Source organism: Candidatus Williamhamiltonella defendens, assembly GCF_900699045.1.
GTDB classification, from domain to species: domain Bacteria; phylum Pseudomonadota; class Gammaproteobacteria; order Enterobacterales; family Enterobacteriaceae; genus Hamiltonella; species Hamiltonella defensa_A.
In genome coordinates this window covers 246066-258935 of the sequence record NZ_CAADHL010000002.1, presented here as the reverse complement: position 1 = coordinate 258935, position 12870 = coordinate 246066, and the positions used below count along the sequence as shown (strand labels likewise).

Annotated in this window: 8 protein-coding genes and 2 pseudogenes; 3 read left to right on the top strand and 7 right to left on the bottom strand. The window is 36.4% G+C overall.

The features are described from left to right. Nucleotides 1-14: 14 nt before the first annotated feature. Nucleotides 15-1328, bottom strand: coding sequence for a murein DD-endopeptidase MepM (gene mepM / locus CICURV3402_RS04240; protein WP_158379975.1), 1314 nt, complete (start codon nt 1326-1328; stop codon nt 15-17). A 19-nt stretch (nt 1329-1347) separates the two neighbouring features. Continuing rightward, nucleotides 1348-2268 carry a zinc ABC transporter substrate-binding protein ZnuA gene (gene znuA / locus CICURV3402_RS04235; RefSeq protein ID WP_187306948.1) on the bottom strand — a complete coding sequence of 307 codons (921 nt, stop codon included), beginning with the start codon at nt 2266-2268 and terminating at the stop codon, nt 1348-1350. A 69-nt stretch (nt 2269-2337) separates the two neighbouring features. On the opposite strand from znuA, the gene znuC reads away from it, so the two are divergent. From znuC to CICURV3402_RS06720, 3 genes and pseudogenes are all read left to right on the top strand, one after another. Continuing rightward, nucleotides 2338-3084 carry a zinc ABC transporter ATP-binding protein ZnuC gene (znuC, locus tag CICURV3402_RS04230; protein WP_158379973.1) on the top strand — a complete coding sequence of 249 codons (747 nt, stop codon included), beginning with the start codon at nt 2338-2340 and terminating at the stop codon, nt 3082-3084. Continuing rightward, complete coding sequence (gene znuB / locus CICURV3402_RS04225) at nt 3077-3865, top strand: zinc ABC transporter permease subunit ZnuB (protein WP_158379972.1); 789 nt, start codon at nt 3077-3079, stop codon at nt 3863-3865. Before znuC ends, znuB begins: the two co-directional genes overlap by 8 nt. Nucleotides 3866-4333: 468 nt before the next feature. Further along, nucleotides 4334-4656: pseudogene (locus CICURV3402_RS06720) on the top strand (winged helix-turn-helix domain-containing protein); the annotation flags it as partial. A gap of 275 nt (nt 4657-4931) precedes the next feature. Here the strand turns inward: CICURV3402_RS06720 and zwf are convergent. The 5 genes and pseudogenes from zwf to sppA form a co-directional block, all read right to left on the bottom strand. Continuing rightward, a complete protein-coding gene (gene zwf, locus CICURV3402_RS04220; RefSeq protein ID WP_158379971.1) occupies nt 4932-6416 on the bottom strand; it encodes a glucose-6-phosphate dehydrogenase in 1485 nt (494 codons plus the stop codon). Nucleotides 6417-6542: 126 nt separating this feature from the next. Next, complete coding sequence (gene rpoD / locus CICURV3402_RS04215; RefSeq protein ID WP_158379970.1) at nt 6543-8411, bottom strand: RNA polymerase sigma factor RpoD; 1869 nt, start codon at nt 8409-8411, stop codon at nt 6543-6545. A gap of 123 nt (nt 8412-8534) precedes the next feature. After that, nucleotides 8535-10286: pseudogene (dnaG, locus tag CICURV3402_RS04210) on the bottom strand (DNA primase); the annotation flags it as partial. Nucleotides 10287-10481: 195 nt separating this feature from the next. Beyond that, entirely contained in the window at nt 10482-10697 is a 216-nt protein-coding gene (gene rpsU / locus CICURV3402_RS04205; protein WP_015873205.1) for a 30S ribosomal protein S21, read from the bottom strand. A 307-nt stretch (nt 10698-11004) separates the two neighbouring features. Further along, the gene (gene sppA / locus CICURV3402_RS04200; protein ID WP_158379969.1) at nt 11005-12849 is read right to left on the bottom strand and encodes a signal peptide peptidase SppA; all 1845 of its coding nucleotides are present in this window, start codon (nt 12847-12849) and stop codon (nt 11005-11007) included. Between the last annotated feature and the right edge of the window lie 21 nt (nt 12850-12870).

Sequence of the window (12870 nt, the reverse complement as noted above, 5' to 3'; positions counted from 1 at the left end):
GTTTTAAGCACAACTTAAATAGAGTTTAACTGCGCAATGGTATTTTGACTCATTTGTAAATAATGACGAAGCGCTGAGTCTGTTAAATTTTTTGTAGCAGGTAATTTAACCGTAATCGGGTTAACCGGTTGTTGATTAATCCAAAATTCATAGTGAAGATGAGGACCTGTAGAGCGACCTGTGCTGCCAGATAACGCAATTCGATCACCACGTTTTACTTTTTGTCCTGGTTTAACCAGTAATTTATTTAAATGCATATAACGTGTGCTGTATTGGCGGCCATGCCGGAGAGTTACAAGGTTTCCCGCGGCACCAGTGTGTTTAGCAACCAAAATTTCTCCATCCCCTGTGGCTAAAATGGGCGTTCCTATTGGCATTGAAAAATCCACACCTTTATGAGGCAAAATCCGGTTTGTCACTGGATTAAGACGCTTTGGATTAAAACCAGAAGAAACCTTGAACTGTTTTAACGTAGGGAAACGCATAAAACCCTGTGCTACGCTTTCCCCTTTTTCATCGTAAAATAAACCATCTTCGTCTCTTATTGCGTAATAATTTTTGCCTCCTGAAAAAATTCGAACGCCCAGTAATCGACTTTGATTATTTTCGCCATTTAAGTATTCACGCGAGAATAACGTAAAAAATGGATCGTTTTTCTGTAATTTATTAAAATCGAATTTCCACTGTAATGCCTTTACGACAGCGTGTATTTCTGAAGCAGTTAATCCTGCTTTTTTTGCACTGTCGATGAAATTACCATCTAGATGTCCGTTTAAGAGGCTAGAACGCCATTCGCCTTTCTGAAGTATTTGAGTTTCTTTGAAATGATGGTCTATGCGATCATAAATACGAGTTTCACTCCTAGAAACCCTCCAAGTTAATTGCTCTAAATTACTTTCCCCGTTAATTTTCCAAGAAATCTCCTGACCTGTTTTTAAATGACGTAATGCGGGATTATTATCCGACAATAATGCAATATCTGAAATATCAATACCATATTGTGTTAAAACGGTTCCGAGGGTGTCGCCTAATGCAATGACATGCTCCTGAACGTTATTGGCATGAATTTCTTCATCATTTAATTCATCTTCAGGTGTCTCATCAAATTTGGATTGATCTGATTGATCAATAAAATCCGTATCTTCAGGTAAAGAAGAAGTAAAAGGGATATGAGAAACAATCGATTCCATTTTTTTTTTAGGAGAATGTATGAGAGTTTGTAACAAAATAAAAAATAAAATAAGGAAAGCGGATGAAGTGAGCCTCCAACACTGTAGGCGCCCTAAATTGTGATAAACCAAAGCGATGTTCTGAGTTAATTTTTGCAATGGAAGATCCCTATTCATTTTATTTTAAGCAGGTATAATATTGCATTGATAACTCAAGAAAAAATTTCATATAGCTGTCTTTATTCATTGGAATTTTGCTTCCTAATGGATCTAAAACTCCTGCGCGAACGGCTGTTCCTTGAGCCAAAGCATTAATAACAGCGGGCTTAAATTGAGGCTCCGCAAAAATACAAACTGCTTTTTTAGCAGTGAGCTGAGATTGAATTTTATGTAAACGTTCTACACCCGGTTGGATTAAAGGATTGAGCGTGAAGTAGCCCAAAGGAGAGAGATTAAACTGTTTTTCAAAATAACCATAAGCATCATGAAAAACAAAATATCCTTTTTTTCTAACGGGATAGAGCATATCCGAAATTTTTTGAATAGTTTTATCTATTTGATTTTTAAAATTTTTTAAATTGTCATCTAATCGTTTTTTATCATTAGGATTTAATTTTAGTAGCTGATGGTAAATATTGATTGCGATTAATGTCCCTATTTCAGGTGACAGCCAAAGGTGCATATTATAAAAATTTGCATGATGCGCATGCTGGCCCGAATCTTGACTGGATATCAATAAACGCTGTACTTCAGGTAGTTTAGAAATGGTTATTTTTTTATTGACGGGTATGGATTCTAACGGTTTAACTAAAAAGGCTTCCATTGTTGGATCAACTGAAACAATTAAACTAGCGTTATTAATGGCCTTAATATCCGATGGACGCAACGCATAATCATGCGGAGAGGCACCTATCGGTAATAAAACTTTTACAGGCATAATACCGTCTGAAATCGCTTCAGCAATAAAACCAAGAGGGCGTATCGAAGTCACAACTGCAGCCGATACCATTTTAAAACAACAGGTTAAGATTAAAATCGCCGCACAAATGCCTTGATGCAAATTTATTTTTCTTTTTAAAAAATTAAAATGGAATAACATCATGAATATTCGCTCTGGTAAATTTAATATAATATTATAACATTATATGTATTCTAAAAATCAAATCATATGTCTTCATTAATCACTTTAAATAAAGTATCAGTTTTTTTTGGCGCTAAAAAAGTTTTATCAGACATTTCTTTTTCTCTCTATTCAGGAAAGATACTCACTTTAATCGGCCCTAACGGCGCAGGTAAATCTACTCTTGTACGTATTATATTAGGTTTGATTTCTCCAACAGAAGGAAGCGTGATCCGTCAATCTCATCTGCAAATAGGCTATGTTCCTCAAAAATTACATTTAGATCCAAATTTGCCTTTAACAGTAAAACGTTTTATGAGCTTAAAACCAAAAATAAAATTAGAGCATGTTTTATCTGCATTGGAACGCGTTAAATCTTTGCACTTATTGAATGAACCTATGCAAAAATTATCGGGAGGAGAAAATCAAAGGATATTGCTAGCTAGAGCGCTTCTTAATAAACCAGCAATTTTGGTATTGGATGAGCCCACTCAAGGGGTCGATGCTAATGGCCAGTTAGCCCTATATGACTTAATAGAAAAGTTAAGAAATGAACTCAATTGTGCGGTTCTGATGGTCTCTCACGATTTGCATTTAGTGATGGCGCAAACAAACGAAGTCCTCTGCCTTAACCAACACATCTGCTGTTTTGGTGTCCCTAAAATGATTTCTGTACATCCGGAATTTATCGCGATGTTTGGCAAGTCGGGGGTTGAGCGGCTGGCCCTCTATCGTCATCATCATGACGCAAAAGAAGAAAAAAAATCGCTACACCGGCACTCAACTCATGATTGAGTTACTTTTTCCTGGCTGGCTAGCTGGCATATTACTGGCCACTGCCGCAGGGCCGTTAGGCTCTTTTATTATTTGGCGACGCATGTCTTATTTTGGCGATACTCTCGCTCATGCTTCTTTATTAGGTGTCGCTTTCGGGTTGTTACTTAATGTTAATCCGTTTTATGCAGTAATTTTTATTACCTTATTATTGACGTGCTTGCTTGTGTGGTTAGAGGGGCAATATCAACTCCCCGTAGATACTTTGTTGGGTATTTTAGCACACAGTGCCTTATCTCTTGGTTTAGTCATTGTCAGTTTAATGTCCAATGTCAGAATAGATCTCATGGCGTACTTATTTGGAGATTTATTATCTGTGACAATCAATGATATTTTTTTAATTTCATCTGGAGTCATGCTCGTATTATCGTTATTACTTTGGAAGTGGTGTCAACTGCTTGCAATTACAATTAGTGCAGAGTTAGCTTATGTAGAAGGCATTAATTTAAAAAAAAATCAAATGCTTTTGATGTTTCTTGTAAGTGTGACGATTGCCCTTTCTATGAAATTTGTGGGTGTCTTGATCATCAGCTCGTTGTTAATTATCCCTTCTGCGACTGCTCGTAGTTTTGCTCACACACCTGAACAAATGGCAGGCATAGGTATTATAGTAGGTATTTTAGCTGTGACCGGCGGGCTGGCTTTATCTGCTTTTTATGACACCCCTGCAGGCCCTTCTGTTGTACTCTGTGCCACAGTAATGTTTTTACTGAGTTTATTAAAAAAATCCCAAAATCTTTGATGGTTTTTATTTTATTTAAAAACCATTTATTGAGCGATAAAAACAATTTATTTACAAAATTTAACTATTTTTATTAATTTTTTATCTTCCATAATACATATTTCACCCTATAAATAAAAATTTATATTAATTTTATATAATTAATTTTAATAAAAATAAAAAATTTTAATTTAAGAAAAAAATGATAAAAAATGAAATATTAATAATAATTAATAGTTTATGTTCTAATATTTATATAAGAATTGGCTTCTTATAAAGAATTATAATATAAAATAATATTTATTAGAAATTTTAAATAAAAATTAATTAACAATCGCTCACATTTTAAGATTCAATTAATAAAATAATAGAACCGCTATTTTCTTTTTTAAATAATTTTAATGGATTCGAAAAGGTTTTTAAATATAAAAAACATTTATTATTTATAATATAAAAAATCCATATAACATACAATAGGTATTCATTCATATGGATATAAGTGAGATCGCATTTAAGTTAGAATGGCGCGTTCTTTTCCCTCCTTTAGAACGCTGTTTATATGGTGCGGATAGTTCAGTAGCGATATTAACTGAAAATAATTTAATATTTTATTATTGCTTCTTAATGGTTTTACAAAAAAGGAAATTACTAATCAGGTCTGTAAAAAACAAATAGGAGCAGTCAGTGAGAGCAGTTATTACGGTTAACTGTATCTGTTGATAAAAGCATTTCTACAGGTAGGACTTACAAAGTCTCTTATGCAAACTATTCCTACAAAAGTAGTACAATACATTGGTAACATCACTCGAATCTTTTAGTCTGATCATTGTAAAAAATATGATACAAATCATATTGACATAAAAACAAAATTATTTTTAAATTTAAAATGGCAGAAATGAGTTTCTATATTAGCCATTTCTGGAATTTTTAGTGATATTTTTATTGATGTTAATTTTTATTATTTTTTTAAAATAAAGATAATAAGAAACATTTTATTTAAATCAAATATTTCTTATAAAAATAAACATTATTTATTTTAAAATTTAACTATCCTTTTAAATAATTTAAATAAAAAAGGTTACTCAAATTATTTATTAAACTCATGCCATATATATCCCTCTTTTTTTATCATTTCTATAGATGCCTCTGGTCCCCAAGTACCCGCGGCGTAAAATTTTGGCGTGAGATATTCTGTTTCCCATGCCTGTACGATAGAATCAACCCATTTCCAGGCCTCCTCAACTTCATCTCTACGAACAAAGAGAGACTGGATCCCTCGCATAGCTTCCAATAAAAGACGCTCATATGCATCTGGAATGTGTTGATTAAAAGTTTCAAAAAAACTCAAATAGAGCTTGGTCAGTTGTAATCGCTGCTTATGATTTAAGCTTGGTACTTTATTGAGTACCTGAATTTCTATCCCTTCATCAGGCTGCAAACGAATAATCAATTTATTTTGTGGGAGTGACTGATAAGAATGATGAAATAAATTCATAGGTGGAGGTTTAAAGTAAATCACTACTTCAGAACATTTCTCTTTCAATCGTTTCCCTGTGCGTAAATAAAAAGGAACACCTGCCCAACGCCAATTGTCGATATCTACACGAATAGCAACAAAAGTTTCAGTATTACTGTTTTTGTTTGCACCCGTTTCTTCTAAATACCCTAGTACGTTTTTGCCATGAATAAAACCTGCAGTATATTGCCCCCGTATCGTATTTTTTTTTACATTCGATGCATTAATAGGGCGCAATGATCTTAACACTTTCACTTTTTCATCACGAATACGGTCGGTTGTGAGATCGACGGGTGGTGCCATAGCAATCATAGCTAACACTTGTAACAAGTGACTTTGTACCATGTCTCTCATTTGTCCTACATTATCAAAATAACCCCATCGCCCTTCAATCCCGACTTTTTCCGCGACGGTAATTTGCACCTGTTCAACAGTCCGGTTATCCCAATTTGTAGAAAAAAAAGAATTTGAAAAACGCAGTGCCAACAAATTTAGCACGGGCTCTTTCCCTAAATAATGATCAATACGATAGACCTGTGATTCATCAAAATATATTGCCACTTGATCATTAATCGCTCTAGATGAACTCAAATTTGTGCCTAAAGGTTTTTCCATCACAACTCTAGTGGGCTTATTATTGAGCTTCGCTTGTGCCAATCCTTTACAAATGGATCCAAAAGTGTCAGGAGGCATTGCGAGATAATTAAGAGTGATCCGATTTTTTTGATCCAACATCATTTTTAAACGCACAAAATTGTCCTGTTCTCTCACATCTAAAGTGCAAAAATTAAGACGAGATTGAAATTTTTGCCAAAGAAGTGGTTCCACCAAATCCTTTATTAAAAATGTGTGCAAGGATTCTTTGACAAATTCTGAGTAAGTATTTTTGTCCCAATTAGCGCGCCCCACACCTATGATACGAGTGTCTGGATGAAGGTAATTTGCTCTTTCGAGTTGATAAAGAGAAGGAAGAAGTTTTCGACGCGCTAAATCGCCTTTCGCACCAAAAATCACAAGATCACAGGCTTGGGCTTGATCGGCTTTATTGACAGCCATATTTGTTTCCTTTAGAGTCACTCTGACGACTGCATTAAGAAATAAAAAAATAAAAACAAAAATTTTATGTTTGAAGTAACAGTCACCGTCATGCTTGTCTTTATCAGAACCAAAACGAGATGATGTTCAATCGTCTAAGAAACTTTTTAATACATCTGAACGACTTGGGTGTCGTAATTTACGCAGTGCTTTTGCTTCAATTTGACGAATACGCTCACGTGTGACATCAAACTGTTTACCCACTTCTTCTAAAGTATGGTCTGTGTTCATATCGATACCAAAACGCATTCGTAATACTTTTGCTTCACGAGCTGTCAAACCTGCGAGCACATCGTGGGTGGCCAAACGCAAACTTTCTGACGTCGCTGAATCCAAAGGCAGCTCTAGCGTTGTATCTTCAATAAAGTCTCCCAAATGTGAATCATCATCGTCACCAATAGGCGTTTCCATAGAAATAGGTTCTTTGGCTATTTTCAAAACTTTTCGAATTTTTTCTTCAGGCATCAACATGCGTTCTGCTAATTCTTCCGGGGCTGGTTCTCTGCCCATCTCTTGCAGCATTTGACGAGAAACACGATTGAGTTTGTTGATGGTCTCAATCATATGCACTGGAATACGAATGGTACGAGCCTGATCTGCAATCGAACGCGTGATGGCCTGACGTATCCACCAAGTGGCATAAGTTGAGAATTTGTAACCGCGACGGTATTCAAATTTATCAACGGCTTTCATTAAGCCAATATTGCCTTCTTGGATTAAATCTAAAAATTGTAGGCCCCGATTAGTGTATTTTTTAGCAATAGAAATGACCAACCGTAAATTGGCCTCAACCATTTCTTTTTTCGCCCGACGCGCCTTAGCCTCACCTATCGCCATACGACGATTAATATCCTTGACCTGCTCAATAGATAAACCGGTTTCTTCTTCTATTTTTCGTAATTTTTGCACATTACTTTGAACGTCTTCCAAGACATCATTGAGTTTTTCTACCCAAGGTTTTTTCATCGCTAATGCTATTTTGAGCCAGCTATTGTTGGTTTCGTTATTCAAAAATAATTCTATGAAATTTTTCTTAGGTATTTTGCATTGTTCAACACAAAGCTTAAGAATCAATCTCTCTTGAATCCGCACTCGATCCATCATAGATCGCATACTGCTCACCAAATAATCAAATTGTTTTGGTACTAAACTAAACTGTTTAAAAATTTCCGCTAGCTTTAAAATTTCAGTGGCAGTGGTCAGATGATGCCGTCCCTTTTGTTTTATCGCTGTACGAGTGCTTTCATATTGTGCCCGTAATTCAGAAAATTTTTGCTGTGCTAACTCAGGATCAATGCTGTTATCGTCCTCAACTGCGCTTGTGTCAGAGTCCTCTTCATCATCAATTTCTGTATCTGAAAGCTCAGATCCAACATGAATGGCACTAGGAAGTACGTTTTCCTGAATGTTAGGATCAACAAAACCATTGATTAAATCCGATAATCTGATAGCGCCCAGCTCAACACGATCATATTGCTCTAACAAATAAGTGATGGCTTCGGGATATTCAGCCACCGAACATTGCACTTGATGAATGCCTTCTTCGATGCGTTTAGCAATGTCAATTTCACCTTCTCGTGTCAGTAATTCAACGGTACCCATTTCACGCATGTACATACGCACAGGATCAGTGGTACGTCCAATTTCGGATTCAACACTCGAAAGCACCTGTGTGGCTGCTTCGACAGCATCATCATGCGTTTCTCCTGTATTTTCCGCCAGCATTAAATCATCTGCATCAGGGGCTTGTTCTACGACCTGTATGCCCATATCGTTAATCATTTGAATGATGTCTTCAATTTGATCAGAATCCACAATATCTTCTGGCAGATGATCATTAACTTCAGCATAGGTCAAGTAACCCTGCTCTTTACCGCGGGCAATAAGTAATTTGAGTTGTGATTGTGGGTTTTGTTCCATAAGGCTGTCCACATTAGTATCTGGGTTGGTATTCATCGGCAAAAAATAGCCAACAATCGTTTTTTGGGCTGATATTTATCGCCGCTGCCCAAAAAAAAGCGGCAATGATAGAGTATGTTCTCCTTGTTTATTGCCAATGAATCTTTTTGATGCCTCATTTTTTTTACTGAGGGTTTCTATAATCAAACGAACTTCTTGTCGTTCTAATCTGTTTAAACCTAAAGGTGCCCTCGATCGAGCAATCAGTATTTCTAATCTTTGTTGCAAAATCGAATCAAAGAGATGATTTAAAGCATCTGTAAAAATGATTTGTATCATTTTCTCTTCTTTAAACTCCATGTCTCCCCAAGCAGAGAGTTTTTCTAGCTGTTTTTGGCATTTCTTGCCGCGGTAAAGCTCCAGCAAATGTGCTGTATTCAAACAAGGACATACAAGACAATGCTCTAATAGCTCAATAAAAATTGGTAATCCCGCGATGCGTTCCTGTTGAATATTTTCCAAAGAAGGAACTATTTTCGCTAAGCGTGGATTTTGTATTAGTAATGCAATCAATACACGCATCGTAGTAGGTTTTAATTGCTTCGAATAAGGCATCTGACTCGCTCCCTTTTTGGGCAGTAATCTATCTAACAGATGATCTTCTAAGATGCCTAATTTTTTACCTAATTCTTGCCTTAAATAAAGTCGTAGTGTGTCTCCTGGTACTTGATTAATTAAAGGTAAAGCTAATGAACTCAATTTTGCACGTCCTTCCGGGCGATTAAGTTCAATATCGAGCATTACGGTATCAAATAAAAACGCTGAAAAAGACTGAGCCTGTTCAATTCGCTGTTCAAACGCCGCTTTCCCTTCTAAGCGAAGTAAGGTATCGGGATCTTCGCCTTCGGGTAAGAAGATAAAACGTAATTGGCGACCGTCATTCAGATAAGGTAATGCAGTTTCGAGAACGCGCCATGCTGCTTTTCGACCTGCTTTATCTCCATCATAACAACAAACAATTTGATCGGTGGTTCGAAACATTAAGTGAATATGTGCTTCAGTGGTGGCAGTGCCTAAAGAGGCTACGGCATAACGAATACCAAACTGTGCTAAAGTTAGCACATCCATATAACCTTCTAGCACTAATAATAGTTTAAGATCAGATTGGCTGAGTTTTGCCTCATACAATCCATAGAGTTGGCGACCTTTATGAAAAATATCTGTTTCCGGTGAATTCAGATACTTTGGCATCTCTTCGTTTATAACACGGCCCCCAAAAGCGATTACGTTCCCTCTTTTATCACGAATAGGGAACGTAATTCGTTCACGAAATCGATCGTAAATTCGCCCGTTATCACTGATCACCAGCATACCCGCGTCTTTTAGCTCAGATGTGTTTTCTTGACCAAAATGATCCAATAAATTACTCCAGCCCGGTAAAGCGAATCCTATAGAAAAAAGCTCAATGATAGAGTCATTTAATCCACGTTTGGATAAATAATATCGCGCTTTATAAGCGGCCGGATCTTTCAGAGACTTTTGATAAAACGCATTGAGTTTTTCCATCCACTGATACAAATTGTACCTTTGATGATAGCGTTGTTGCAGCTGTCCTTGTAAGGCATCCGTTTTTTCACGCGGCACTTCTACACCATGAATTGAGGCTAATTCTTCAATACTTTCAACAAATTCCATGCGTTCAAATTTCATTAAAAAATCGATCACATTACCGTGTGCTCCACAGCCAAAACAGTGATAAAACTGCTTTTCATCATTCACACTAAATGAAGGCGTTTTTTCATGATGAAAAGGGCAGCATGCATAAAAATTTTTCCCTTTTTTTTGCAGAGGTAATCGCGCGTCTATCAGAGCAGCTATATCAGTGCGTGTTAATAAGTCATTGATAAATTTACGAGGAATTCGTCTAACCATAATCGTTTATTCGCCTGTATAAAAACGCGAAAAAGCTGTGCATTTTTAAATCAAAAATACACAGCCTAAAGTCAATATCATTTTGTCTTGATTTGATTGATATCTAGGTTCATGAAAGCGAATAGCTAGCTTTGCATCAAATCTCAATATTATTGATCAGAAAAACGGAACGTGATGACGAATAAAACTTTAATCTTAATAAAGTCGAGTACGGCGGGCGTTTTCTCTGGCTAATTTCTTAGCATGACGTTTTATAGCAGAAGCACGAGCACGTTTACGTTCAGTGGTAGGTTTTTCATAAGACTCACGACGACGAACCTCAGCTAAAATACCTGCTTTTTCGCAAGAACGTTTAAATCGGCGAAGAGCGACATCAAAAGGTTCATTTTCACGTACTTTAATTATAGGCATGTGCCTTTTACCCCAAAATCAACATTAAACTGACTTTACGCTGGTTTTTGTGCCAGCATTCTTTAAAATAGTGCCGAATTCTACTGCAAAGAGTACTTTCTTGTAAAGCAGCGCCTTGTTCTTACTTTTCTTTATAAAGAAGGCTGTTCAGTTCCTACCTATTGGTGATGGCGATTTTCGGTGAATGTGATGCGCTCTATTATATCTCCGATTAAAAAAATCTTAAAGGAAACTGTGCCAGTCATCACAGATGGTCAAAAAACAACTTGATCATTTATTGGAACCATCAGGCATCTATTTTAAAGATCTAATTAACCTCTCTACAATTTAGACAGATAGCATAACGATTTAATGGATCTTGTAGAGACTGAACAAAATTAGGAGAATGTCGATTGAATATGCTCACGATATCAGACAGCGGCGATTGCATTTCAAAAGCAAAAGGCAGAGCCGCATTTATCTGATCAAATAATATATCTCTGAAGTTAAGTTGATCACCAAACTGATAGAGTTGATAATTTTTTAGATTTGCTAATTCTGCCGCTTTTTCAACGGCGTCATCAAAATCGCCGAGCTGATCTATCAAACCATTATTTTTAGCATCAAAACCCGTCCAAACACGACCCTGAGCAATAGAGTCAATCTGCTTAGAATCTTGATGTCGAGCTGCTGCGACCAATTTAACAAAAATTTTATAGCCATTCTCAACATTCATTTGCATGATTTTAGAAAATTCAGGCGATAAATTTTTGGTGATAGAAATATTAGATAAGGGCGAGGTACCAACACCATCTGTTGAAACCCCAATGCTTTTTAACGAATTTTCAAAGGTATTGATCACACCAAAAATGCCAATAGATCCAGTCAAAGTGCTTGGACTGGCAATAATACAATCCGAAGGGGTAGAGATCCAATATCCCCCAGAAGCACCCAAGCCGCCCATCGAAACCACCAGCGGTTTTTTAGCTTCGTGCAATGTTGCTAATTCAGAGCGAATCAATTCTGAAGCTGACACACTGCCACCAGGGCTATTCACACGTAAAATCACCGCTTTAATTTTTGGATTTAAACGTGCTTGACGAATTTCGTAGGCAGTATCCTCTGCGCCTACGTTATTAGGTGTTTTAAGACCGTCTGTAATCATGCCATTTACAAAAATAACGGCTATATGATGGTCATTTTTTTTGGGGTCTATTTTAAGTTTCAGATTATACTCATAAATACTAATAAAATTAAAATCTTCATTTTTTTGATCCCATCCAAAAATACGCACAAATTCTTTTTCGACTTCTGAACGAGAAGCTAATTGATCGACCCATTTATTATTCAAAGCATACTGAGCGGTATTTCCATCGTTAGCATCTAATCGACTTAATAACTCTGGGATTGCAGGGAAAAATTGTTCCGCCGTTAAATGACGATTTTTCGCCACAACTTCAAGATAATTTCGCCATAACTGATGAATCCAACGTTGATCTGCCTCTCGTACATCAGGCGACATATCATTACGCATAAAGGGTTCAACTGCAGATTTATAAGTCCCTACACGAAAAATATGACTGTTGATCTTTAGCTTATCTATAAGAGATTTATAGTAAAGCTGATGGGTTGCAAACCCGTGTATATCTACTGTTCCTTGGGGGCTTAAATAAATTTTATTGGCGAAACTAGCAAGATAATATTGTTCCTGAGTATAGCTATCACCTATCGCATATATGGGCTTTCCTGTCTCTCGAAATTCGCGAAGCGCCTTCCCAATATATTGTAAAGAAGGTTGATCGATTGCGATTAAATGACTTAATGATAATACTAATCCATTGATATTATTATCTATTTTGGCTTGACGCACTATCTCTACGATATCAAACAGTGAATTTTCTTGAAGCTTATTTTGCTCCCTTTCTAATAATTTTTTACTCCACTGGCGAAAAAGAGTATTGGTAGCGGGTTTATCTTGTACAATACCCCTTAAATCAACCAATAGTGCCCCTTTTACCGGCTCAAGTGGTCCATTTTGAAAATGGAGATAGGTCATCACTCCAATTATAATCAATAACAAAAAGCATAAATTTAGCACTAATACTCGCATAAAATTAATTGACCGCCATATCCAGCGAACAAAACCGCCCATGAACTGCCATACAGTACGCATTTATTTTCCTCAAAAATTCAA

What these genes read in the sequence shown, in the direction of transcription:
- znuC (WP_158379973.1), top strand. Translation starts at nt 2,338, where the DNA reads ATGTCTTCATTAATCACTTTAAATAAAGTATCAGTTTTTTTTGGCGCT.
- znuA (WP_187306948.1), bottom strand. Translation starts at nt 2,268, where the DNA reads ATGTTATTCCATTTTAATTTTTTAAAAAGAAAAATAAATTTGCATCAA.
- sppA (WP_158379969.1), bottom strand. Translation starts at nt 12,849, where the DNA reads ATGCGTACTGTATGGCAGTTCATGGGCGGTTTTGTTCGCTGGATATGG.
- rpsU (WP_015873205.1), bottom strand. Translation starts at nt 10,697, where the DNA reads ATGCCTATAATTAAAGTACGTGAAAATGAACCTTTTGATGTCGCTCTT.
- rpoD (WP_158379970.1), bottom strand. Translation starts at nt 8,411, where the DNA reads ATGAATACCAACCCAGATACTAATGTGGACAGCCTTATGGAACAAAAC.
- zwf (WP_158379971.1), bottom strand. Translation starts at nt 6,416, where the DNA reads ATGGCTGTCAATAAAGCCGATCAAGCCCAAGCCTGTGATCTTGTGATT.
- znuB (WP_158379972.1), top strand. Translation starts at nt 3,077, where the DNA reads ATGATTGAGTTACTTTTTCCTGGCTGGCTAGCTGGCATATTACTGGCC.